21 protein-coding genes are annotated in these 23,278 nt (G+C 62.3%); 2 read left to right on the forward strand and 19 right to left on the reverse strand.

Features of this window, described 5'->3' with window-relative positions:
- Positions 1–70 precede the first annotated feature (70 nt).
- Complete coding sequence (locus B0G76_RS16390) at positions 71–877, reverse strand: sensor histidine kinase KdpD (RefSeq protein ID WP_120293541.1); 807 nt, start codon at positions 875–877, stop codon at positions 71–73.
- A 188-nt stretch (positions 878–1,065) separates the two neighbouring features.
- On the opposite strand from B0G76_RS16390, the gene B0G76_RS16395 reads away from it, so the two are divergent.
- On the forward strand, positions 1,066–1,407 hold the full coding sequence (locus B0G76_RS16395; RefSeq protein ID WP_074770998.1) for an FKBP-type peptidyl-prolyl cis-trans isomerase: 342 nt from the start codon (positions 1,066–1,068) through the stop codon (positions 1,405–1,407).
- Between the two features lie 31 nt (positions 1,408–1,438).
- On the forward strand, positions 1,439–2,218 hold the full coding sequence (locus tag B0G76_RS16400) for an AraC family transcriptional regulator (RefSeq protein WP_120293542.1): 780 nt from the start codon (positions 1,439–1,441) through the stop codon (positions 2,216–2,218).
- Between the two features lie 76 nt (positions 2,219–2,294).
- Here the strand turns inward: B0G76_RS16400 and B0G76_RS16405 are convergent, their stop codons facing one another.
- From B0G76_RS16405 to gltA, 18 genes are all read right to left on the reverse strand, one after another.
- Positions 2,295–3,485, reverse strand: a complete 1,191-nt coding sequence (locus B0G76_RS16405) for an O-succinylhomoserine sulfhydrylase (RefSeq protein WP_120293543.1) — start codon at positions 3,483–3,485, stop codon at positions 2,295–2,297.
- Between the two features lie 301 nt (positions 3,486–3,786).
- On the reverse strand, positions 3,787–5,334 hold the full coding sequence (gene purF / locus B0G76_RS16410) for an amidophosphoribosyltransferase (protein ID WP_120293544.1): 1,548 nt from the start codon (positions 5,332–5,334) through the stop codon (positions 3,787–3,789).
- Positions 5,335–5,470: 136 nt separating this feature from the next.
- Positions 5,471–5,965, reverse strand: coding sequence for a CvpA family protein (locus B0G76_RS16415; protein ID WP_120293545.1), 495 nt, complete (start codon positions 5,963–5,965; stop codon positions 5,471–5,473).
- A gap of 7 nt (positions 5,966–5,972) precedes the next feature.
- Complete coding sequence (locus B0G76_RS16420) at positions 5,973–6,908, reverse strand: SPOR domain-containing protein (protein ID WP_120293546.1); 936 nt, start codon at positions 6,906–6,908, stop codon at positions 5,973–5,975.
- A gap of 29 nt (positions 6,909–6,937) precedes the next feature.
- Entirely contained in the window at positions 6,938–8,248 is a 1,311-nt protein-coding gene (folC, locus tag B0G76_RS16425; protein WP_120293547.1) for a bifunctional tetrahydrofolate synthase/dihydrofolate synthase, read from the reverse strand.
- 160 nt (positions 8,249–8,408) lie between these two features.
- A complete protein-coding gene (gene accD / locus B0G76_RS16430) occupies positions 8,409–9,281 on the reverse strand; it encodes an acetyl-CoA carboxylase, carboxyltransferase subunit beta (RefSeq protein ID WP_120293548.1) in 873 nt (290 codons plus the stop codon).
- 81 nt (positions 9,282–9,362) lie between these two features.
- Positions 9,363–10,175: a tryptophan synthase subunit alpha gene (gene trpA / locus B0G76_RS16435; RefSeq protein ID WP_120293549.1), complete on the reverse strand. Its 813-nt coding sequence runs from the start codon at positions 10,173–10,175 to the stop codon at positions 9,363–9,365.
- Positions 10,176–10,208: 33 nt separating this feature from the next.
- Entirely contained in the window at positions 10,209–11,126 is a 918-nt protein-coding gene (locus tag B0G76_RS16440; RefSeq protein ID WP_120293550.1) for a site-specific DNA-methyltransferase, read from the reverse strand.
- An 11-nt stretch (positions 11,127–11,137) separates the two neighbouring features.
- The gene (gene trpB / locus B0G76_RS16445) at positions 11,138–12,331 is read right to left on the reverse strand and encodes a tryptophan synthase subunit beta (protein ID WP_120293551.1); all 1,194 of its coding nucleotides are present in this window, start codon (positions 12,329–12,331) and stop codon (positions 11,138–11,140) included.
- A gap of 60 nt (positions 12,332–12,391) precedes the next feature.
- Entirely contained in the window at positions 12,392–13,105 is a 714-nt protein-coding gene (locus B0G76_RS16450) for a phosphoribosylanthranilate isomerase (protein WP_120293552.1), read from the reverse strand.
- A complete protein-coding gene (gene truA / locus B0G76_RS16455; protein WP_120293553.1) occupies positions 13,102–13,914 on the reverse strand; it encodes a tRNA pseudouridine(38-40) synthase TruA in 813 nt (270 codons plus the stop codon). Before truA ends, B0G76_RS16450 begins: the two co-directional genes overlap by 4 nt.
- A complete protein-coding gene (locus tag B0G76_RS16460) occupies positions 13,911–16,466 on the reverse strand; it encodes a FimV/HubP family polar landmark protein (RefSeq protein WP_409076717.1) in 2,556 nt (851 codons plus the stop codon). The genes truA and B0G76_RS16460 overlap by 4 nt, the downstream gene beginning before the upstream one ends.
- A 169-nt stretch (positions 16,467–16,635) precedes the next feature.
- Positions 16,636–17,757 carry an aspartate-semialdehyde dehydrogenase gene (gene asd / locus B0G76_RS16465; protein WP_120293555.1) on the reverse strand — a complete coding sequence of 374 codons (1,122 nt, stop codon included), beginning with the start codon at positions 17,755–17,757 and terminating at the stop codon, positions 16,636–16,638.
- 348 nt (positions 17,758–18,105) lie between these two features.
- On the reverse strand, positions 18,106–19,173 hold the full coding sequence (gene leuB / locus B0G76_RS16470; RefSeq protein WP_120293556.1) for a 3-isopropylmalate dehydrogenase: 1,068 nt from the start codon (positions 19,171–19,173) through the stop codon (positions 18,106–18,108).
- A 68-nt stretch (positions 19,174–19,241) separates the two neighbouring features.
- Positions 19,242–19,895, reverse strand: a complete 654-nt coding sequence (gene leuD, locus B0G76_RS16475) for a 3-isopropylmalate dehydratase small subunit (protein WP_120293557.1) — start codon at positions 19,893–19,895, stop codon at positions 19,242–19,244.
- Between the two features lie 86 nt (positions 19,896–19,981).
- Positions 19,982–20,140 carry an entericidin A/B family lipoprotein gene (locus B0G76_RS16480; RefSeq protein WP_120293558.1) on the reverse strand — a complete coding sequence of 53 codons (159 nt, stop codon included), beginning with the start codon at positions 20,138–20,140 and terminating at the stop codon, positions 19,982–19,984.
- A gap of 6 nt (positions 20,141–20,146) precedes the next feature.
- The gene (leuC, locus tag B0G76_RS16485; protein ID WP_120293559.1) at positions 20,147–21,556 is read right to left on the reverse strand and encodes a 3-isopropylmalate dehydratase large subunit; all 1,410 of its coding nucleotides are present in this window, start codon (positions 21,554–21,556) and stop codon (positions 20,147–20,149) included.
- A gap of 328 nt (positions 21,557–21,884) precedes the next feature.
- A complete protein-coding gene (gltA, locus tag B0G76_RS16490) occupies positions 21,885–23,186 on the reverse strand; it encodes a citrate synthase (protein WP_120293560.1) in 1,302 nt (433 codons plus the stop codon).
- Positions 23,187–23,278: the final 92 nt, after the last annotated feature.

Raw genomic sequence — 23,278 nt, forward strand, 5'->3', positions numbered from 1 at the left:
TTGTCAGTATAGAGGGCGAAAGCGAGATGAAAGTTAATCGAATACAGGAACGCGTGCCGGAAGCCGCCGCTCACGTTGACGTCGACGCGGCCAGCGGCACATGCAGCGCGAGCGTAACAGTTTCACTTTCGGGTGCGTCGCTTTGCTCGAAACTGCCGCCGTGTGCTTCGGCAACGCGCTTGCACAGCGCGAACACCCACGCGATCCGTTTGGCTTCGCGCGGTTCGCGCGCCTGTTTGCGGGCAAAAGCTTCCAGCAAATGCGGCACCGAAGGGTTGTCTAGTGCAGCGGCGCTCTGCTTGAAGGTGGCGGTGGCGTACCACCTGGTGGCGTCCGCACGTGTGGCCAGCGTGACGACGGCGCCCTCCGTGCTCGCTTCGACAGCAAACGTGAGCATCACCCAAAGCGCGGCGGCCAGGCGCTCACGATCACCGTTGAGCTGCTCGGTAGCGAGTTGCGACTCGACCGCGACCTCGACGCCACGCGCGCGCGCCAACCCGGAGCGGACCTCGTCAACGGTTTCATCAAGTAGCGGATGCAGCGGAAACGACGCCAAAGCCAGCGGCAGCGATTTGGTCTCGGCACGCGTGGCATCGACAATCGTCTCCAGCAACTTCACCTGCTGGTCCACGCCATTGCGAATCCCGGTGACGGCGCGCTGCGAGTTAGGGTCGTTCGCATCGAGCTTGCGCTCGAGCACGTACGCCCAGCTATGGATGGCGTTGAGCGGCCCCCGCAGGTCATGCGACACCAGCGACAGCACGTGGTCGCGCATGAACAGCGCGGTCTCCGCGCGCAGATGGGCGGTGCGTTCGGAGACGGCGAAGCCGGAAAGAACCGGATTTGCACCGACGGTTCCGGTGGAAGACGTTGTCACGATCGAGCCCTCTCAGGCAGTACATGAAATAGTGAGCGAAACCCCATTATAGGCATGCTGCCCGGCGCCACCAGCCTGGCCGAACGGCTAACGTGGACGCAAACGGGATGCCACCTGGGAATCCTCGGCGATGCGGCGCCAACACGCCTACAATGTCGGTTTTTACGACGTGACCTAAGGAGCAACACATGTCGACTGTGACTACCGAATCCGGCCTGAAATACGAAGATATCGTTGAAGGCAGCGGCGCCGAAGCGGTTGCCGGCAAGACCGTCAGCGTGCACTACACGGGCTGGCTGACCGATGGCCAGAAGTTTGACTCGAGCAAGGACCGCAACGACCCGTTCGCGTTCGTGCTGGGCGGCGGCATGGTCATCAAGGGCTGGGACGAAGGCGTGCAAGGCATGAAGGTTGGCGGCACGCGCAAGCTGACGATTCCGCCGCAACTCGGCTACGGCGTGCGTGGCGCAGGCGGCGTGATTCCGCCGAATGCAACGCTCGTGTTCGAAGTCGAACTGCTCGACGTCTAAGTTTTTACTGTTTCGCCATCGCGCTGCGCCAATGAGTCACCCCGCCGTCATCGCACCTAGCGTTTCGTTGCGCCGCTACGGCGCGATCGAGGCGTCGGACGTGCACGACTTTCACCAGGTCGTGCTCGGGCTCGACGGCGCGATGGTGATGGCGGTAGACGGCGTTGCGCATCAGATCGACGCCGGCTCCGCCTGGCTCATCCCGGCCGGGGCGCGGCACGATTACGCGGGCATCGGCGAGAACCGGCAATTGGTGCTGGATTTGCCGGCCGCCTCGCTGGCCGTGCCGGAGCGTCTGTTCGACCGCGCACGGGCAGTGACGGTGGATGTCTCACTCACGCAACTCGTGCATCGGATTGCCGCGCGCGCCACAGGCGGTGCGCAAGCCGACGATCTGGACACCCGGCGTTTTCAATGGGACGCTGCCGCACGATTGGGCGCGGCGTTGGTGGCCGATACCGGCACGGTGGCCGGAGCGCAGGCGTACGGCGCCGGCTTGGACTTCGCGCGCATCGACCGCTGGCTGCGCGCGCATCTGTCGGAACCGCTGCGTATCGCCGACCTTGCCGCGCACTGCGGCTTCGGCATGCGCCGCTTTCATCAGCTTTTTATCGACGCCTTCGGCGAAACACCACATCGCTATTTGCAGCGCCTGCGGCTCGATACGTCTCTTGACTTGCTGTCCGATCCACGTCTATCGCTCAGCGACATCGCGCTGGAAATCGGCTTTGGCGATCAGAGCGCCTTCACTCACGCATTTACGCGGCGTTTCGGGCTGGCGCCCGGTCAATGGCGCGCGTTGCGCCATTGAGTTCGTGCAGTCCGCGAGCCACCTGAAAGGCGGCCCGCGCTTCTTGGTGCTCTCCTGCTGCACGTGCCCGGCGTGATCAACCTACCAGACCGCGCTCCAGATCGCCGCGGATATCGCCGGCGTTTTCCAGACCCACCGCAAGCCGGATCAGGCCTTCGCTAATGCCCGCAGCCGCGCGCGCTTCCGGCGTCACGCGAGCATGCGTGGTGGTCGCCGGATGCGTGATGGTGGTACGCGTATCGCCAAGGTTGCCGGTGATCGAGCAGATCTTCGTGCTGTCGATCACGCGCCAGGCGTTCGCGCGCATCTGCTCAGGCGTATCGCCCTTCAGTTCGAACGACAGGATCGCGCCACCCGCCTTCTGCTGACGCATGGCCAGCGCATGCTGCGGATGCGATTCGAGCCCCGGATAGAACACGCGGTTCACCGCCGGATGCGTTTCCAGCCAGCGCGCGATGTCGAGCGCATTCGCCGACTGCTTTTCAACCCGCAGCGACAACGTTTCCATGCCCTTGAGCAGCACCCAGGCATTGAACGCGGATAGCGTCGGCCCGGCACTGCGCACGAACGGAAACACCTTTTCCATGATGAATTGCTTCGAGCCGACCAGCGCGCCGCCAAGCACACGCCCCTGGCCGTCGAGGAACTTGGTGGCCGAATGCATCACGACGTCCGCGCCGAGCTTCAGCGGCTGCTGCAACGCCGGGCTACAGAAGCAGTTGTCGACCACGAATATCGCATTGGCCGCCTTCGCGATCTTGCTGATCGCTTCGATATCGGCGACTTCGGTCAGTGGGTTCGACGGCGTTTCGAGGAAGAACATCTTCGTCTCCGGGCGCACGGCGTTTTTCCACGCATCCAGATCGGTCGGATCGACAAAGGTTGTCGTGATGCCGAACTTGCTGAAGATCTGCGAGAACATGCCGAGCGTCGAACCGAACAGCGCCTGCGAGCTGACCAGATGGTCGCCGGCCTGCAGCGTGCACATCACCACCGACATGATCGCGGCCATCCCCGAAGCCGTCGCCATGCACGCTTCGCCGCCTTCGAGCACCGCCAGACGGTCCTGGAACATCGAAACGGTCGGGTTCGTGAAGCGCGAATAGGTGTAGTTGTCTTCGGAATTCTTGAATTTTTCGGCGGCGTCCGCGGCACTCGCGAAGACGAAGCTCGACGTCAGGAAAATCGCTTCCGAATGTTCGTTGAAGTCGCTGCGCACTGTGCCCGAGCGGACTGCCAGCGTGTCGAAGTTCAGGGAGTCGTCCATGTTAGTTCTGGTTTCCAATGTTCCATGGCTGGGTTCGGCGTCTACGGCTCACGTGATTCACGTGAAAAGCGCGCATCACGCCAAACGGCAACAACAAAAAAGCCCGCTTTTGCGTCGGCATAAGCGGGCTTCATGTGCGGGGAAAGCTGGAGCGGAGGCGGATGACTGCGGCTTTTCCACCATTCGCTTTAGCTGTTTTGGGTTGCCCCGCGTCCGCAAGCTGAGATCAAATCGACGCAAGCCGTCATGCTAACACGCTCGCGGCGTGGCGTGCAGCGGGCCACGCCGTGAGCGTTATCACTCAACCGACCGACAATTGCAGATGCAGTTGCGAACGTGCCGGGCCGCCTTCGGCCGCTTCGCTCGCGGCGTCGCGGTCCGATTGCGAGGACGGTGCGAGGCGCGCGGTTTCAATGCGGTCGAGATACTCGGTGGTCACGTCGCCGGTCACATAGTTGCCGTCGAAGCACGAGGCTTCGAATTCCTTCAGCGCCGGGTTGATGTCGCGCACCGCCTGCTTGAGCGCGTCGACGTCCTGATAAACGAGATGGTCGGCGCCGATCATGCGCGCGACTTCATCATCCGTGCGGCCATGGGCGACGAGTTCACCGCGGGTCGGCATGTCGATACCGTAGACGTTCGGGTACTTCACCGGCGGCGCCGCCGAAGCGAAGATCACCTTGTTCGCGCCGGCGTCGCGCGCCATCTGCACGATTTCGTGCGAAGTGGTGCCGCGCACGATCGAATCGTCGACGATCAGCACGTTCTTGCCCTTGAACTCGATGCCCATTGCGTTCAGCTTCTGGCGCACCGACTTCTTGCGCATCGCCTGGCCCGGCATGATGAAGGTGCGGCCCACGTAACGGTTCTTGAAGAAGCCTTCGCGATACTCCACACCCAGTTTCTTCGCGACCTGCATCGCGGCCGGACGGGACGAATCGGGAATCGGCATCACGACGTCGATTGGGACGTCGGGCAATTCGCGCTTGATCTTCTCGGCGAGGTAATCGCCCATGCGCAAACGCACGTTGTAGACCGGCACGCCGTCGAGCACCGAGTCCGGACGCGCGAGGTACACGAGTTCGAAAATGCACGGGTTCAGGCTCGGATTCGTCGCACATTGCTGCGAGTGCAGATTGCCTTCGAGGTCGATGAAAATCGCTTCGCCCGGCGCAATGTCGCGCACAAATTCGAAACCGATACCTTCAATCGCGACCGATTCCGACGCCAGGATCCACTCAACGCCTTCCGATGTTTCCTGCTTGCCGAGGCACAGCGGGCGAATGCCGAACGGGTCGCGGAAACCGAGCAAACCGTAGCCGGCGATCAGCGACACGATCGCGTACGAACCTCGCACCCGGCGATGCACGCCCGACACCGCCTTGAACAGCGCGGCCGGATCGAGTTGCAGACTCGAACTGGAGAGCTGCAATTCGTGCGCGAGCACGTTGAGCATTACTTCAGTGTCGGAGTTGGTGTTGATATGGCGGCGATCGATGCGGAACATCTCATCTTTCAGTTGCTGCCAGTTGGTCAGATTGCCGTTGTGCGCGAGGATGATGCCGAACGGCGCGTTCACGTAGAACGGCTGGGCTTCTTCTTCGCTCGAGGCCGAACCGGCGGTCGGGTAACGGACCTGGCCGATCCCGGTGGTGCCGGGCAGACTGCGCATGTTGCGCGTGCGGAACACGTCGCGCACCATGCCGTTGGCCTTGTGCATGTGGAAGTTGCTGCCGTTCGCTGTCGCGATACCGGCGGCGTCCTGACCGCGGTGCTGCAGAAGCAGCAGGCTGTCATAGATCAGCTGATTGACCGGAGAGTGGGAAACTACGCCTACGATGCCGCACATGGCATGTCCTTCAAAGGTACGAAATTCGTAACGGCGGCCGGTGCCTGCGATGCAGCGCGTGGGTACGCGACGGTATGTAGAGGCAACCGGATTGCGCCGGAGTCCTGCGAACTTCCCGTGGCCACCCGCCTGATCGTCACACGCGGACGTAGGCAGCGAGCGTCTCGGGAAGCAGCGGTTTCATTACGTGCACGCCCTCGACCGCATAGGGCCGAAGCAAGGCGTTGCGCCAGAATTCCTGTTGGGGCAGTTCAGTCAAGCCTGCGAGGGCGACCAGAATCAGCACCAGAATGACCCCGCGCACGAGGCCAAACATCAAACCGAGCGAGCGGTCCACGCCGCTCAAGCCGGTTGCCTGCACAACGCGGCTCAGCAACGCGTTCAGCACGCTTGCCACCAGCACCACGCCGATCACCACCAGCGCGAACGCCAGGAGCCACTGGGTCAGCGCGCCACCCGGCCACATGGCGGGAATCAACGGCACAACATAACCGACGAAGCGGCACGCAATGAAAAACGCCGCGATCCAGCCGATCAGCCCAAATATCTCGGACAAAAACCCGCGCCATGTGCCACGCAAGGCCGACAAACCGATCACCGCCATTACAGCGTAGTCGAAGGCAGTGAACATCGCTCGCTTACTGTGCAGCGCCGCCGTTCGCGCCCGACGTCAAGCCGGCCTCACGAACCTTCGCAATCGCGGCGCTGGCCGCTGCACGGTCGGCGAACGGGCCGGCGCGCAATAGGGTGAGTGTCGAGCCGTCGGCCTGCTTCCGATGTTCGGTATATGCGGGCACTCCCGCCGCTTTCAACTTGGCGGCCCAATTACGTGCGTTGGCGTCGTTCGCAAATGCGCCCAGCTGGACGGCGAAACGGCTGCCCGGGGGCGATGCTGGCGTGCCGGAATTGCCATCCGCGCTTGCGGCGGCAGTATTCGCGCTGTCTTCGCTCGGTGCTGGAGCGTTCGCCACGCTTTGCGTGGCGGGTGCGTTGGTCGGTTTGGCCGTGTTTGTTGGCTTGGCCGGTTTGGCGGCCGTTACAGGCGCTGCAGGTGCCGTATTGGCGGCAATGGCGGGCGCTTGCGGTTTCACAGCCGGCTTGGCTGCGGGTGCTGTGTCCGTAGCCGCGCTCTGCTGCTGAGCGGCGCCGGACTGGCCTTGCGTGGCTGCCGTTGTCGGCGCAAGGCCGGAAGCGGCAAGTGCCGCGTCGGGCGCTGGGTTATCCGGTGCTACGCCGGCCTGCGTGTCTTCGTCGGTCTTGGCGAGCTTCGGTGCGGGACGGCTCGGAATGTCGATCGAGATGTCGTCTGTGACCGGCTTCGGGTGTGAATCCAGCACCATGGGCAGGATCACCACCGCCGCGACGACCAGCGCGACCGCGCCGACGAGCCTGCGCCGCGCACGCTGCTTTTCAGGCAACGTAGGGTCGAGCAGCATCGCATCGGCATCCACGGTGCGCTCCGTGCGGCGGGTTCGCCGCTCCACGCGCTCGCCACGGGCGGCCCGGGTGGAACTGGTGTTTGCGCCGCGCCGGCTGGGCGCGTCGTCTTTCTTGCCGAACGAGAAAATTCCCATGAATCGCTTGGTTCGAGCCTGGTGCCCGTTCAGTGTTGCTGCGATTTACGGTAGGCGATAACGCCTGCTACCGTATAGAAACTGCCGAAAACCACAATTCTATCATTCTCTGACGCCCGTTTTAGCGCGTCTTGGAATGCTTCTGCCGGTGTTGCGTAACGCGTCACGCTGCTGTCGTTGCCGTCACTTACGCCCTGCTCGCGTAAAGCCGCTTCGAGTTCTTCCGCCGAAGCCGCACGCGGGGTCGGCAAATCGGTCACGCACCAGTGGTCGATTTCGCCTTTCAGGTGCGTCAGCACGCCGGCAATGTCCTTGTCGCGCATCGCGCCGAACACGGCGTAGGTGTACGGGAAAAAGCCCATGTTGCCGAGGTTTTGCGTCAACACCGCTGCGGCATGCGGGTTATGGCCGACGTCGAGCACGATGGCCGGCTTGCCGGGCAACACCTGAAAGCGCCCCGGCAATTCGACGTTGGCGAGACCAAGCCGTATGTCTTGCGCCGACACAGGCAAACGGTCGCGCAGCGCTTCAAGACCGGCCAGTGCCGCCGACGTGTTGATCAACTGATTCGCGCCGCGCAACGCCGGATAGGCGAGCGCGGAACGGCGCATGGTCGGGCCCACGTAGCTCCACTGCTGGCGCTCGCTGCCTGCCTGCCCCTCATAGCGGAAATCGCGCCCGAATAGCCACAGTTCGGCGCCGATCTTTTCGGCGTAATCGATCAGGCTTTGCGGCGGCACCGGATCGGCGCAGATCGCCGGCTTGCCCGGACGGAAAATGCCGGCTTTTTCGAAGCCGATTTTCTCCCGGGTATCGCCGAGATATTCCGTGTGGTCGATATCGATGCTGGTGATGATCGCGCAGTCCGCGTCGAGGATGTTGACCGCGTCGAGACGACCGCCCAGGCCGACCTCGAAGATCACCGCGTCCAGTCCGCGCGAGGCGAACAGGCTCATGATCGCCAGCGTCGTGAATTCGAAGTAGGTCAGCGTGACCGGTTCGGCGAGGCTCAGGCGAGCGGCTTCGACGGCTTCGAAATGCGGCAGCAGATCGGTGTCGCTCGCCATTTCACCGTTCACGCGCGCCCGCTCATTGAACGACAGCAGATGCGGCGACGTGTGGCAGCCGACCGTGAAACCCGCGCGCAGCAAAATCGATTCGAGAATCGCGCAGGTCGAACCCTTGCCGTTCGTGCCGCCGACCGTGATGATCGGGCACGCGAACGACAATTGCATCGCGTCACGTACCTGGCTGATACGGCCCAATCCCATGTCGATGCCGACCGGATGCGCGGATTCAAGATGCGTGAGCCACGCGTCGAGGGTGGGGAATGTGGTCATCGAGTGAATCTGTGCTGCGTTGCGAGACCGTGATTATCCCGGAAATGACAGCGCGCCGCTTGATGACTCTCGCGGCGCGCTATTTTTTTGACTGCTTTATTGGCTGGTTTTTGCCGACTGCCACGCCCGACGGGGTGTGCGGCGGCAGTAACGCGAAGGCTTACGCCACTGCGTCCGCCGGCTGATGGCTCAGCAGCGCCATCAATTGCGCAATCTCTTCACGCAGCTTGCGACGGTCGACGATCATGTCGACCGCGCCCTTCGTCAGCAGGAACTCGGCGCGCTGGAAGCCTTCCGGCAGCTTTTCACGCACGGTTTGTTCGATCACGCGCGGGCCGGCAAAGCCGATCAACGCCTTCGGCTCGGCAATCACGACGTCGCCGAGGAACGCGAAACTCGCCGACACGCCGCCCATGGTCGGATCGGTCAGCACGGAAATGAACGGCAGCTTGGCTTCGGCGAGCTTGGTCAGCATGGCGGTGGTCTTCGCCATTTGCATTAGCGAGAGCAGGCTTTCCTGCATCCGCGCGCCGCCCGAAGCGGTGAAGCAGATAAACGGCACTTTCTGTTCGAGCGCGTTCTGTGCGCCGCGCGCGAAACGCTCGCCGACCACCGAACCCATCGAGCCGCCCATGAACGAGAACTCGAAGCACGCGACCACCACCGGCAGCGTGTGGATGGCGCCGCCCATCACGACCATCGCGTCGGTTTCGTCGGTCTCGTCCATCGCCTCTTTCAGGCGATCCGGGTACTTGCGGCTGTCTTTGAACTTGAGCGCGTCGACCGGCACGATTTCCTGGCCGATTTCATAGCGGCCTTCCGGATCGAGCAGGCCGTCGAGCCGCTCACGCGCGCCGATGCGCATGTGATGGTCGCACTTCGGACAAACGTGCAGATTGGCCTCGACGTCATTGCGGTACAGCACGGCTTCGCACGACGGGCACTTGATCCACAGGCCTTCCGGAATCCCCTTGCGGCTCTTCGGGTCGGTTTGTTTGATTTTCGGCGGCAGCAGCTTATCGAGCCAGCTCATATTGAATCCTTCTGGGGTCAGCGGTTGCGCAAACGGCGGGGATGAACCCGCCGTTCACACTACAGACGACATAAATAACTGTTATCGGGCACTCGCGACGCTATCGAGCGCCTCGCGCACTTCAGCAATGAAGCGCGTGAGCGTCTCGGCGGCGGTTTCGGGGGCCGCTTGTTCGAGCAATTGCACGATACGGCTGCCGATCACGACGGCATCGGAAACTTCCGCCACCGAACGCGCCGTTTGCGCGTCACGGATGCCGAAACCGACGCCCACCGGCAGGGGTACGCGCGACTTGATGGCCGGGATTTTACTCGCGATGCTGGAAACGTCCAGATTTGCCGCGCCGGTCACGCCTTTCAACGACACATAATAGACGTAGCCGCTGGCAATTTTGCCGACTTCCGCGATGCGCTCGTCCGTGGACGTGGGCGCAAGCAAAAAGATCGGATCGATGCCGGCGGATCGCATCTGTTCGGCGAAGTTAACACACTCTTCAGGCGGGTAGTCGACAACCAACACGCCGTCCACTCCGGCTTCCTTGGCCGCTTTGGCGAACGCTTCAGTGCCCATGCGCTCGATCGGATTGGCGTAGCCCATCAGCACCACCGGCGTCTTGTCGTCGGTTTCGCGGAAGCGCTTCACATCGGCCAGCACGTGACGCAGCGACACACCATGCGCCAACGCGCGTTCGGACGATTGCTGGATCACCGGGCCATCGGCCATCGGGTCGGAAAACGGCACGCCGAGTTCGATCACATCGGCACCGCCCGCGGCGAGCGCGTGCATGAATTCGACCGTGCGCGCCGGATCCGGGTCGCCGGCCGTCATGAACGGAATCAGGCCTTTCTTACCCTGGGCAGACAACGCGGCAAACGTGTTCTTGATACGGGACATGGAATATTCTCGGATTTTTAAGCTACTGCGCGCTTATTGCGTCTCGGTTTGCTGCTCGGCTTTGGCCGCAACTTTGCGGGTTTTGCGAGCAGCAGTGGGCGCCGACGCGGCCGCGCTAACGCGTTCGCGCGCTATTGCGCAGTAACTTTCATTGATCTCATAGCCGACGAATTCGCGCTGCTGCCGGGCGCAAGCGACTGCGGTGGTGCCGCTGCCCATGAACGGGTCGAGCACGCGCCCGCCCTTTGGACAACTTGCCAGCACCATCCGCTCGACGATTTCCAGAGGCTTCTGGGTCGGGTGATCGACGCGTTCGGCGTGTTGCCGATGCAGTCGCGATACCGACCAGACGTCTTTCGGATTATAGCCAAGCTCCAGCCACTTGCTCCCTTCGAACAATTTACGCGATCGCGCCTTCTTCGTGACGGCATCGTACGGGATGCGGACGGGATCGAGATCGAAAAAATAATCTTTCGACACCGCGAAAAAGCCGATGTTGTCATGCACCGAGGTGAAACGGCGCACCGTTCCGCCCATGCTCGGCACGCGCCGGTCCCAGATGATTTCGTTGATCATCGTGAGTTTTGTCTTCAGGAAGCTGAATATTTCCGGTGCGTACTGCCACGTGCAGAAGATATAGAGCGAACCCGACGGCTTGAGCTTCGGAATAGCCAGTTCGAGCCAGCCACGCGTCCAGGCGAGGAAATCCTCACCGGAGCGCATGTCGGAGTCGTTGCCGTAATCCTTGCCGAGCCCGTAAGGCGGATCGCAAAGGATCAGGTCGATCGACCCGTCGGGGATGTTCGCCACATCGGACAGAAAATCGCGGTTCAACAGCCGGATACCGGCGGGCACCTGCGGCAACAGGAGTGCAGGCGCCTCGGCCGCCGGTACTTCGGCGACCGGGCTGGCTTCAAGCGCCGGTTGCGGCTCGTCGAACTCGTCGCGCATCGTCGCGGCGCTCAGAACTGGATACCCGATCGCTCAGCGACCGTGTGCATGTCCTTGTCGCCTCGACCCGACAGATTGACCAGAAGGACTTTGTCCTTGGGCAGCGTCGGCGCGAGTTTCGCGGCATAGGCCAGCGCGTGGCTGGATTCCAGCGCCGGAATAATGCCTTCGATACGGCAGCAATCGTGGAACCCCTTGAGCGCTTCTCCGTCGTCGATGCTGACGTATTGCGCGCGATTGCTGTCTTTTAGCCACGCATGCTCGGGACCCACGCCCGGATAGTCCAAGCCGGCCGAGATCGAATGTGTCTCGATGATCTGACCGTTTTCGTCCTGCAGGAGATACGTGCGGTTGCCGTGCAGCACACCCGGCGTGCCGGCGATCAGCGAGGCTGCGTGCCGGCCGGTTTCGATCCCGTCGCCCGCTGGCTCGACACCGATCAGCTGCACCGAAGTGTCGTCAATGTATGGGTAAAAGATCCCCATTGCGTTCGAGCCGCCGCCAACGCACGCAATCACGGCGTCCGGCTGGCGACCGACCAGTTCAGGCATCTGCACCTTGCACTCGTCGCCGATCACGCGCTGGAAGTCCCGCACCATCATCGGATACGGATGCGGTCCCGCCACCGTGCCGATGATGTAGAAGGTGTTTTCGACATTGGTCACCCAGTCGCGCATCGCTTCATTGAGCGCGTCCTTCAGCGTGCGCGAGCCAGACTGCACGGGTACGACAGTCGCGCCGAGCAGCTTCATCCGGTACACGTTCGCGGCCTGGCGACGCACGTCTTCTTCGCCCATGTAGACCACGCATTCCATGCCGAAGCGCGCCGCGATGGTTGCGGTCGCCACGCCGTGCTGTCCCGCGCCGGTTTCCGCGATCACGCGCGGCTTGCCCATGCGCTTGGCGAGCAGCGCCTGTCCGATCACGTTATTGATCTTGTGCGCGCCGGTGTGATTCAGGTCTTCGCGCTTGAGGAAAATCTGCGCGCCGCCGAGCATTTCGCTCCAGCGCTGGGCGTGATAAATCGGCGACGGACGACCCACGAAATGCTTCAGTTCGCGCTCGTATTCGGCGACGAATTCCGGGTCTTTCTGATATTTCTCATACGCGGCACGCAGCTCGTTGAGTGCGTGAACCAGCGTTTCAGCGACAAACACGCCGCCATATGGGCCGAAATGGCCTCTTTCGTCAGGCAAGTTATACATGGTGATCGCTCTTCTCAGTGTGGCGCACGGCTTCCATATGAGAAAACCGTGCCGCCTGAATCATTCAGCGTCCGCTGCGCGCACCGCGCGTACGAACGCCGCCATCCGGGCGTGATCTTTCACGCCCCTGGCGCCCGGCACTTCGATGCCGCTCGAGACATCGACCGCGTACGGGCGCACGCGATGGATCGCATCACTGACGTTTTGCGCGTTCAACCCACCACTCAAAACGGCCCGACGCGCGAGCTCTGCTGGAATAAGTGACCAATCGAAAACCTTCCCGCCGCCGCCATAGCCTTCGACATGGGTGTCGAACAGAAGGGCGCTGGCTGCTGAATAGTTAAGCGCTGATTTTACCAAATCTGCCGGTTGAGTATCCGCCGCGATTCGCAAGGCGCGCAACCAAGGCAAACCCGCAATGCCGGCAAGGGATTCGCACTGCTCCGGGGTCTCGTCGCCGTGGAACTGCAGCAGCGTAAGCCCGACATTGCTGACGACTTCGCGAATCCAGTCCTGCGTTGCGTTCACGAACAAGCCGACGACCGACACGAACGGCGGCACATCGTGCACCAGCTCGACGGCCTGCGCGACGCTCACCGAGCGCGGGCTCGGCGGATAGAACACGAGGCCGATCGCGTCGGCGCCGAGGTCGATCGCCTGAGCCACGTCTTCCGGTTTCGACAGGCCGCACAGTTTGATCCGCGTGCGATGCGGCACGGCGTGCTGCGATGCGTCCGCGTGAGCTTCGGTTGCCAGATTTTCGGTTGATTTCATGTTTGCGCTTGCTCGGTCCATACGGTACTCCACGGCACGCTGCCTGTTTGCGGCGCGGGCACGGCGAATTGCTCAGGATAGCCCACCTGCGCCAGGTACAGGCCATCAGGCATGAAAGTCGGCGCGGCACAGTCGCGATCGCGGCTCGCGAGAACCTCGGCCATCCATTCGGCCGGATGGCGTCCCTGGCCGATATTGACGAGACATCCCATCAGATTACGCACCATATGGTGCAGGAACGCGTTCGCCCTAAAGCGGAAATGAATGAAGTCGCCCTGTTGCAGTATGTCGATCTGATAGAGGTGCTTGACCGGTGTTTTCGCCTGGCATTGCGACGAACGAAACGCCGAAAAATCGTGCGCGCCGATCAGGTGAGCGGCGGCGGTCCGCATCGCGTCGACGTCGAGCGGTGTGTGCACCCAGCCGGCCCGCGCAGCCTGCATCGGCGAGCGGAACGGATGGACGTACAGAACGTAGTAATAGGTTCGCTCGAACGCCGAGAAACGCGCGTGAAACTCATCGGGCATCGGCTTGGCCCATTGCACGGCGATTGTCTTCGGCAGGAAGGCGTTGGTGCCGCGAATCCACGAAAAATCCGTGCGATCGAGTTCGGTGTCGAAGTGCACGACCTGGCCGAGGCCGTGCACGCCGGTATCCGTACGGCCCGCCACAACGGTTTGCACGGGCGTTTGCGCGAACTCGCGCAACGCCCGTTCGAGCTCGTCCTGTACGGTCTTGCCGTGCGTCTGCGACTGCCAGCCGCAGAACGCCGAACCGTCGTACTGGACGCCCAGCGCAATACGCTTCACGACAACGGCGCGAGCGTCGAAAGCAGCGCGCGGGCTTCGGTGCGCGTGGCCGGATCGTTCGCTTCGATCACTTCGTTAATGAGCACGCGCGCGCCGGACAGATCGCCGAGGTCGATATATTCCGCGGCCAGATCGAGCTTGTTGCGGGCGATGCGGGTGAGATCGGCGCGCGTGAAGGCGGGCAACGGCTGAGCCGGACTCGGCGGCAATTCGAGGTCGAAATCGAGCTTCAACGCGCCGAAGCCCGCCGCGCCCAGGCCCGCGACGGCTGCATGGCCTGCGGTGCCGCTGGCGATTTCATCGGCGATGTGCGGGAAGTCATCCGGATCGTGCGGCGCAACGGCTTGCTGCGCGGTGCTTTCCGGGGAGGCAACCGGTTGTGTCGCCAGTGATCCTGGTGCGCTCGCCGCTGCTGCTGCGTCAGTCGATTCGAGGCGCGGCGGCAAAGGCATGTCCAGACTGCTGAATGCATCGACAGCATCGCGCGGGAACTCGGTCGGGACGGACAGTGCCGGCTGGATTGGCGCAGCGGGGGCGACCGGCTCGAGATTCGGCGCGCCGCCGGGCGTCGCGGTTTCGGCTTGCTGATGTGACTGCGGTTGCGGCTCATAGGACGGCTGGTACGTCGGCTCGATGTGAGCCGTGTCCTGCTGGGCCGTGGGCACTGGGGTTTCGCTGTGCGGTTGACCGAACGGCGAAGTCGTGTGCGGCTCGACCCGCTGCTGCGTGAAATCGATAACCGGCGACGGGGTGTCGAGATGGCTCTGCGGCTCAGCGAAAGATTCGTTCGTCGGTGCTGCCAACGGCGCGGTCGGAGCCGGTTCGTCGTCCCATTGCAGACGATGCGGAGGCACCTCTTCCGGCAAGCTCTCGTTGACCGGTTCAAGCGACGTGCGCGGCAATGCCTCGGCGCCGAGTTCCGCCGCGGCAGCAAGGCTTGCAGCCGTGGTCGCTCCGTCGAGGTTTTCGTGATGAGCGGCGGGAAGAGGTTCCGACGCGAATCCGCTTTGGGCGGCCGGCTCGACCTCCGGGCTCAGTTGCACGGGTTCGAACGGTGCGGGTGCCGGATGGCTTCCCTGCCCGGCGTGCTGTGACGCGTCGTGATCCTGAGCGGGCAAGTCTGCGTGCGGTTGGCGGGCAGCGGCTTCATGTTCAGCCGCGGCTTGTTCTGCTGCCTCACGTTCCGCCTGTTCACGTTCTGCGGCTTCGCGTGCCGTTGCTGCCTGTTCCGGCGCTACGTGCTCTGTACCTTCTGCTGCTTCACGCTCCGCCGCCCGGCGAATTTCCGCTTCACGTTCCGCCGCCACGCGTTCGGCCACTTCCCGCGCCGCCGCGTCACCCTCTACGGCCTCGCGGTCAGCCGCCGCATGCCGCGCTGCCGCTTCGTCGCTCACGTCGGACGCTTCACGCACAGATACAGCTTCCGGCGTCGAATCGATATCCTGCGTCCCGGCCGCTCGCGCGGCGGCTGCTGCTGCGTCCCTTGCCAGCGAGCCTTCAGCCGCGGCAACACCGGCGCGCTTGCGCCGACGCAGACGCCAAGCGCCCAGCAGCACGACCAACGCCGCACCGATCGCCGCCGCAATGCTCAAATTCGTCTGCGAGATGCCGATGTCATTCGACGTGGAATTTGCAGCGCCGCCATGACCGGCAACGGTCGCTGCAGACGAAGCGCTGGCAGCCGGCTGCGCGCCGTTCGTCGAAGGCTTGACCGTCGCGGCCGGCGAACCGCCGATGCCATGTTTCTGCAACTCCATCAGCACGCGGTTTTTCAGCGCAAGCAATTGCTGCAAACTGGATACCTGCGCACGCGGTTGCGATGCCGGCTGTGCGGTGACAGCTCCCGACGCACCTTCGGCAGACTCGCTGGCCGAAGGCTGGATCGCGCCCGACCAGACGTGGGCCTCGCTGCCCGACAATGCGCCTGCAGCCTGTGAGCCCGCTACGGGCGCCGTCGCAACCGCGCCGGCGGCTGCCGAGCTACCCGGCATCGCCGCACTTGCTTCAGCCGTTGAACTGGCCGCCCCCGACACCGCAGGCGTGGCCGGCGCTGCGGCACTCGCAGCAGCGGCATTGACCTGCGCCACGGCGCTCGCGGCAACGACTGCCGCCGCGGCCGGCGCGGAGGCAGGTGCGGCAGTAGCTGTAGCCGCAGCGGCCGATGACGCGGTAGGCGCAGACCCCGCAACCGGCGCAGAAGCCGCCGGCGCACCCGACGCATCCAGTGCCGGAACCGTCAACAGCGCGCCTACGCGCATCCGGCTCGGGTCATGACTCATGAACGCATTCGGATTCGCATCGAACAGCGCGCGCGATGCGCGGGCGAGCGTCCCCCGGTCGTGCGATTGCGTGACGGCAATCGCCACGTCGTTCAACGATTGCCCGGGCCGCACCGTATATTGACTCCCGGCAGCGTAAGAAACGGAGGCGCCTTCCGGCGCGCTCGCGGCGTCGCCCGGCGCGGCCACCGCGCTGCCAACGCCGGCGCCGGCCAGCGCGAGCGCCAAAACGGCTGCGGCCATCAGCCGGCCCGTACCTTGATGCATAGACATAGCCCGAAGGGATGAGAGTCGAAGGTTCATCGGGACCCCTGGCGCGTCAGCGCGCAGCCCTTTTTTGCGGTTGGAAAGAGACAAGATAATCGGAGCACACAATGAAAAAAGCGCCGCGCAAGCGCGACGCTTCTTGAGTTTTCTACGCGTCGTGAGCGCGTAGTTTACTTTACTTGTCGAGCACAATGCGAAGCATGCGACGCAGCGGTTCCGCCGCGCCCCACAGCAACTGATCGCCGACCGTGAAGGCCGACAGATATTCGCCGCCCATCGCCAGTTTGCGTACACGGCCGACCGGCACGGTCAACGTGCCCGTCACCACCGCCGGGGACAGATCGCGCATCGACGCTTCGCGTTCGTTCGGCACAACCTTCACCCAGTCGTTGCCCGATGCGAGGATGCTGTTCACTTCGTCCAGCGGCACGTCCTTGTTCAGCTTGATGGTCAACGCCTGCGAGTGGCAGCGCATTGCGCCGATCCGCACGCATAGACCATCTACCGGGATCGAACCCGGCGTGCCCATGGCCGGCTTGCCGAGAATCTTGTTGGTTTCCGCGCCGCCCTTCCACTCTTCCTTCGACATGCCGTTACCGAGATCCTTGTCGATCCACGGAATCAGCGAGCCGGCGAGCGGCACGCCGAAGTTGTCGGTCGGCATGCGGTCGCTGTTCATTGCGCTCAGCACGCGGCGGTCGATGTCGAGAATCGCCGACGACGGATCCGCCAGGTCTTCCTTGGCCGCGCCGTACAGCGTGCCCATTTGCTGCAGCAGTTCGCGCATGTTTTGCGCGCCCGCGCCCGAAGCGGCCTGATACGTCATGGCCGTCATCCAGTCGACGAGGTTTTCGCGGAGCAGACCGCCCAGCGCCATCAGCATCAGGCTGACCGTGCAGTTGCCGCCGATGAAATTCTTCTGGCCCTTGACCAGCGCGTTCTTGATCACGTCGAGGTTGACCGGATCGAGAATGATGACCGCGTCGTCTTTCATGCGCAGCGACGAAGCCGCGTCGATCCAGTAGCCGTTCCAGCCCGCTGCGCGCAGCTTCGGGAACACTTCATTCGTGTAATCGCCGCCCTGGCAGGAGATGATCGCTTCGCACTTCTTCAGGTCTTCGATGCTTGTCGCATCTTTGAGCTTGGTCTCGTTTTTGGCGAACGACGGCGCGTTGCCGCCCGCGTTGCTGGTGCTGAAAAACACCGGTTCGATCAAGTCGAAATCGCCTTCCTGCTGCATACGTTGCATCAGGACGCTGCCGACCATACCGCGCCAACCTACGAGACCTACGTTCATGACTTCATACCCTTCGAATGGAAACTTCCCCGCATCTTTGCCCGCAGTGACCGCGCGGGGAAGATGAGCGGGCACGACGGACGATCAGCGTTTCGTGATCGTTTTCGGGGTAATCGTTTTGGTGGTAGTAATGGCGAGCTCAACCACACGGGCCGTTTTGCCGTGCAGTTTCGAAATCGAGGAGATTTGAGCTGTCTGCGCCATTGCTACAATATACACGAAAACCGGAATCTGGCGACGTCATCCGCCGCTATCGCCCGTATTACGCGCGAAATGGCCTGTTTCGAGGCTATTTCGCGTTTTAAAGGCCGCTTTGAAGACCTAACTACTGCTTAACTTCTCGGTACTTTACAGCGCGGCGACAACAGCATCGCCCATTGCCACGGTGCCAACCTGCTTGCAACCCGGCGTCAGAATGTCGCCGGTGCGGAAGCCCTGTTCCAGCACCTTCTTGACCGCGCTTTCGATACGATCCGCCTGTTCCGCCTTGTTCAGCGAATAACGCAACATCATCGCGGCCGACAGGATCGTTGCCAGCGGATTGGCCACGCCCTTGCCGGCGATATCCGGCGCCGAACCGTGCGACGGCTCGTACAGGCCCTTGTTGTTCTTGTCGAGCGAAGCCGACGGCAGCATGCCAATCGAACCCGTGAGCATGGCGGCTTCGTCAGAGAGGATGTCGCCGAACATGTTGCCGGTCACCACCACGTCGAACGCCTTCGGCGCCTTCACCAACTGCATCGCCGCGTTATCCACATACATGTGCGACAGCTCGACGTCCGCGTATTCCTTCGACACGTCGATCATCACGTCGCGCCAGAACTGCGACGTTTCGAGCACATTGGCCTTATCCACGCTCGTCAGCTTCTTCTGCCGCTTTTGCGCGGCCTGAAACGCGACATGCGCAATGCGGCGCACTTCGGGTTCCGAATAACGCATCGTGTCGAAGCCTTCTTTCGCGCCTTCGAACAGGCCATCCGGTGACGAACGCACGCCGCGCGGCGCACCGAAATAAATATCGCCGTTCAACTCGCGCACGATCAGGATGTTGAGACCCGAAACGATCTCTTCCTTCAACGACGAAGCGCCCGTCAGTTGCGGATAGCAGATTGCCGGACGGAAGTTCGCGAACAATTGCAGGTGCTTGCGCAGACCGAGAATGGCCTGCTCCGGGCGCAGCGCGCGTTCGAGCGAGTCGTACTTCCAGTCGCCGACGGCGCCGAACAGGATTGCATCGGCTTCTTTCGCCAGCGCCAGCGTCGAATCGGGCAGCGGATGACCCTTCGCTTCGTAGCCCGCGCCGCCAACCGGCGCTTCTTCGAGTTCGAACTTTTCGCCGAGCACGTTCAGGACCTTGACGGCCTCCTTGACGATTTCGGGACCGATGCCGTCGCCCGGCAAGACTGCGATCTTCATGCGAATTTCCTTGATGATTTTCTTCGAGATGATTCAGCGAGCCATCGGGCTCTCAGGCCTGTCAGCCTTTATCCAACGATGCGGTGATTCAGCCACGGCTGCTTTGCGATCCGCTCGGCTTCGAACTGGCGAATCTTGTCAGCGTGACGCAGCGTGAGGCCGATATCGTCGAAGCCATTCAACAGGCAGTACTTGCGGAACGCAGCCACTTCGAACGGATATTCGGCACCACCGTCCGACGTGCGGACAACTTGCGCATCCAGGTCGACGGTCAGCTTGAAGCCGTTGAACGCGTAGGTTTCGTTGAACAAATGATCGACTTGCTGTTCGGTCAGCACGATCGGCAGCAGGCCGTTCTTGAAACAGTTGTTGTAGAAGATATCGGCGAAGCTCGGCGCGATAATCGCGCGGAAGCCGTATTGCTCCAACGCCCATGGCGCGTGCTCACGCGAGCTGCCGCAACCGAAGTTCTTGCGCGCCAACAGCACCGACGCGCCCTGATAGCGCGGCTGATTCAGCACGAAATCCGGATTCAGCGGACGCTTCGAGTTGTCTTGACCCGGCTCGCCGTGGTCGAGGTATCGCCATTCGTCGAACGCGTTCGGACCGAAACCCGTGCGCTTGATCGACTTCAGGAATTGCTTCGGAATGATCGCGTCCGTGTCGACGTTCTCGCGATCGAGCGGCGCCACGACGCCGGTATGTACGATGAATTTATCCATGACGCTTGCGCCTGTTTCAAGACCGGGCGATGCGCGTGGCGGCCGGAAAGCCGCTCGCTGCATTGCCGGCAAAAATCAAAAACCGCTTATTTGTCAGCGTGATTGCTGATCGAATTGCCGAGGTGCGACATGTCCTCGCCAAATCCGTGCACCGTATTGCAGCCGGTCAGACCGAGCAGTAGCGCGGCCAGGGTACCGAGTGCGAAGCGGCGCAATAGAGTGGTGCGATTCATGTTCTTCATCATGCGTGTTTATCCAAGCTTGCGAATATCGACGAAATGCCCTTCGATGGCCGCGGCGGCAGCCATCGCGGGGCTCACGAGGTGGGTACGGCCACCGGCGCCCTGACGACCTTCGAAATTACGATTCGACGTGGACGCGCAACGCTCGCCCGGATCCAACCGGTCGGCGTTCATCGCGAGACACATCGAGCAACCGGGCTCACGCCATTCGAAACCGGCATCGGTAAAGACCTTGTCGAGGCCTTCGCGTTCCGCTTGCGCCTTCACCAGACCCGAACCCGGCACGACCATGGCCAGACGGATGCTCGGGGCGACGCGGCGGCCGAGCTTCTTCACGACGTATGCCGCAGCGCGAATGTCTTCAATGCGCGCGTTGGTGCACGACCCGATGAAGATTTTATCCGGCTTGATGGATTCGATCGGCGCATTCGGTTCAAGCGCCATATACTTCAGCGCGCGCTCCATTGCATCGCGCTTGACCGGGTCTTTTTCGCGCTCCGGATCCGGCACGCGGCCGTCGACGGCCGTAACCATTTCCGGCGACGTGCCCCATGTGACTTGCGGCACGATTTCCGCGGCGTTCAGCTCGACCACGCGATCGAATTGCGCGCCTTCGTCCGACTTGAACTGCTTCCAGTACTCAACCGCGTGATCCCACTCGATGCCCGAGGGCGAGAACGGACGGCCCTTCAGGTATTCGATGGTGGTGTCGTCCACGGCGACCATGCCGGCGCGCGCGCCTGCTTCGATCGCCATGTTGCAGACCGTCATACGGCCTTCCATGGACAGCGCGCGAATCGTCGAACCGCCGAATTCGATTGCGTAGCCGGTGCCGCCTGCCGTGCCGATCTTGCCGATGATGGCGAGCACGATGTCTTTCGCGGTGCAGCCGCGCGGCAACGGGCCTTCGACCTTCACCAGCATGTTCTTGCTCTTCTTCTGCAAGAGCGTTTGCGTGGCCAGCACGTGTTCGACTTCCGACGTGCCGATGCCGTGCGCCAGCGCACCGAACGCGCCGTGCGTGGACGTGTGCGAGTCGCCGCAGACGATGGTCATGCCCGGCAGCGTGGCGCCCTGCTCCGGCCCGATGATGTGCACGATGCCCTGGCGCAGATCGTTCATCTTGAACTGCGTGATGCCGTACGTGTCGCAGTTGCTGTCGAGCGTATCGACCTGCAGCTTCGAGATGGGATCGGCGATGCCGTGGCTGCGATCCGTGGTGGGGACGTTGTGGTCCGACACCGCCAGATTCGCGCTGATACGCCACACCGGGCGTTCAGCCAGTTTCAGGCCTTCGAACGCCTGAGGGCTGGTGACTTCGTGCAGCAGGTGACGGTCGATATAGAGAATCGTCGTACCGTCTTCTTCCGTGTGGATCACGTGTGTGTTCCACAATTTGTCGTAGAGAGTCTGTGCCATGGTATGCGGGGTAGTAATGACTGCGGGCTGACTGTGTCGGTCGATTATGCCACGCTGAACCCCGCTTAGGGTCCATGAATCAGGGGAAAAACCGATAAAAAACAGGGAGTTGGGTGGTAGTGGCGATACCTGTATGGGTGTTACCCGGCAAGTCCGCACGCGCTTGCCACTTGCTGCACCGCCGCGTGACTGCATGCTCGGCGCACGCGATCGAAGCCAAAAACAAAATGCCCCGACGGAGAACCCGTTGGGGCATTTCTTACCAGTCAGACTCCGCGCTAGCCCGCAACGTAACCAGCTATTGCGAACAACTCGGACTCAAACCCAATCAACGTTGCCCAATCGGCTTCGCATCACGCGGCGTATCGCCAACAAACAGCTGACGCGGACGGCCAATCTTCTGTTCCGGATCCGCAATCATTTCGTTCCACTGTGCAATCCAGCCGACCGTACGTGCCATCGCGAAGATACACGTGAACATCGACGTCGGGATGCCCAGCGCGCGCTGCACGATGCCCGAGTAGAAGTCGACATTCGGGTACAGCTTGCGCGACACGAAGTACTCGTCTTCCAGCGCGATCTTTTCCAGTGCCATGGCCAGCTTGAACAGCGGGTCGTCGTGCAGGCCCAGCTCTTCCAGCACTTCGTGGCAGGTTTCGCGCATCAGCTTCGCACGCGGATCGTAGTTCTTGTAGACGCGGTGACCGAAGCCCATCAGCTTCACGCCCGAGTTCTTGTCCTTCACCTGCTTGATGAACTCAGGAATGTTGTCGACCGAGCCGATTTCTTCCAGCATGTTCAGCGCGGCTTCGTTCGCACCACCGTGCGCCGGGCCCCACAAGCAAGCGATACCAGCCGCGATACATGCGAACGGGTTAGCGCCCGACGAACCCGCCAGACGAACCGTCGAGGTCGAGGCATTCTGCTCGTGGTCAGCATGCAGGATCAGGATACGGTCGAGTGCGCGAACCAGCACGTCGTTGACCTTGTACTCTTCGCACGGGTTCGAGAACATCATGCGCATGAAGTTCGCGCTGTACGACAGGTCGTTCTTCGGGTAAGCAAACGGCTGGCCGATGCTGTACTTGTACGCCATCGCGACCAGCGTGGGCAGCTTCGCGATCATGCGAATGGCCGACACTTCACGGTGACGCGGATTGTTGATGTCGAGCGAGTCGTGATAGAACGCCGACAGAGCGCCGACCGCCGCGACCAGAATCGCCATCGGGTGCGCGTCACGGCGGAAGCCACGGAAGAAGAAGTGCATTTGCTCATGCACCATCGTGTGCTTCGTGACGGTGTTCACGAACTCTTCGTTCTGCTGTGCGTTCGGCAGTTCGCCCTTCAGCAGCAGATAGCAGGTTTCGAGGAAGTCGGCGTTTTGCGCGAGGTCGTCGATCGGGTAGCCGCGATACAGCAACTCGCCCTTGTCGCCGTCGATGTAGGTGATCGCCGAATTGCACGCCGCCGTCGACATGAAGCCCGGGTCGTACGTGAACTTGCCAGTCTGGCCGTACAGTTTGCGGATGTCGATCACGTCCGGGCCGAGAGTGCCCTTGTAAATCGGCATTTCAACGCTCGGCGAATTGTCGCTGAACGATAGCGTGGCTTTAACATCTGACGGGGTCATAGCACATCCTCAATCGAAGTATGGAAACAGGGTTTCGATAATTTGCACGCCTGGGAGCAACGGACAAGCGGCGCCGCAAAGCGTTTGCGACG

The organism is Paraburkholderia sp. BL23I1N1 (genome assembly GCF_003610295.1).
Classification (GTDB): Bacteria; Pseudomonadota; Gammaproteobacteria; order Burkholderiales; family Burkholderiaceae; genus Paraburkholderia.

Bases quoted from the DNA above. Each gene is read 5' to 3' on its own strand.
- B0G76_RS16395 (WP_074770998.1), top strand. From the start codon at position 1,066: ATGTCGACTGTGACTACCGAATCCGGCCTGAAATACGAAGATATCGTT.
- B0G76_RS16400 (WP_120293542.1), top strand. From the start codon at position 1,439: ATGAGTCACCCCGCCGTCATCGCACCTAGCGTTTCGTTGCGCCGCTAC.
- B0G76_RS16405 (WP_120293543.1), bottom strand. From the start codon at position 3,485: ATGGACGACTCCCTGAACTTCGACACGCTGGCAGTCCGCTCGGGCACA.
- purF (WP_120293544.1), bottom strand. From the start codon at position 5,334: ATGTGCGGCATCGTAGGCGTAGTTTCCCACTCTCCGGTCAATCAGCTG.
- B0G76_RS16415 (WP_120293545.1), bottom strand. From the start codon at position 5,965: ATGTTCACTGCCTTCGACTACGCTGTAATGGCGGTGATCGGTTTGTCG.
- B0G76_RS16420 (WP_120293546.1), bottom strand. From the start codon at position 6,908: ATGGGAATTTTCTCGTTCGGCAAGAAAGACGACGCGCCCAGCCGGCGC.
- folC (WP_120293547.1), bottom strand. From the start codon at position 8,248: ATGACCACATTCCCCACCCTCGACGCGTGGCTCACGCATCTTGAATCC.
- accD (WP_120293548.1), bottom strand. From the start codon at position 9,281: ATGAGCTGGCTCGATAAGCTGCTGCCGCCGAAAATCAAACAAACCGAC.
- trpA (WP_120293549.1), bottom strand. From the start codon at position 10,175: ATGTCCCGTATCAAGAACACGTTTGCCGCGTTGTCTGCCCAGGGTAAG.
- B0G76_RS16440 (WP_120293550.1), bottom strand. From the start codon at position 11,126: ATGCGCGACGAGTTCGACGAGCCGCAACCGGCGCTTGAAGCCAGCCCG.
- trpB (WP_120293551.1), bottom strand. From the start codon at position 12,331: ATGTATAACTTGCCTGACGAAAGAGGCCATTTCGGCCCATATGGCGGC.
- B0G76_RS16450 (WP_120293552.1), bottom strand. From the start codon at position 13,105: ATGAAATCAACCGAAAATCTGGCAACCGAAGCTCACGCGGACGCATCG.
- B0G76_RS16460 (WP_409076717.1), bottom strand. From the start codon at position 16,466: ATGTCTATGCATCAAGGTACGGGCCGGCTGATGGCCGCAGCCGTTTTG.
- asd (WP_120293555.1), bottom strand. From the start codon at position 17,757: ATGAACGTAGGTCTCGTAGGTTGGCGCGGTATGGTCGGCAGCGTCCTG.
- leuB (WP_120293556.1), bottom strand. From the start codon at position 19,173: ATGAAGATCGCAGTCTTGCCGGGCGACGGCATCGGTCCCGAAATCGTC.
- leuD (WP_120293557.1), bottom strand. From the start codon at position 19,895: ATGGATAAATTCATCGTACATACCGGCGTCGTGGCGCCGCTCGATCGC.
- B0G76_RS16480 (WP_120293558.1), bottom strand. From the start codon at position 20,140: ATGATGAAGAACATGAATCGCACCACTCTATTGCGCCGCTTCGCACTC.
- leuC (WP_120293559.1), bottom strand. From the start codon at position 21,556: ATGGCACAGACTCTCTACGACAAATTGTGGAACACACACGTGATCCAC.
- gltA (WP_120293560.1), bottom strand. From the start codon at position 23,186: ATGACCCCGTCAGATGTTAAAGCCACGCTATCGTTCAGCGACAATTCG.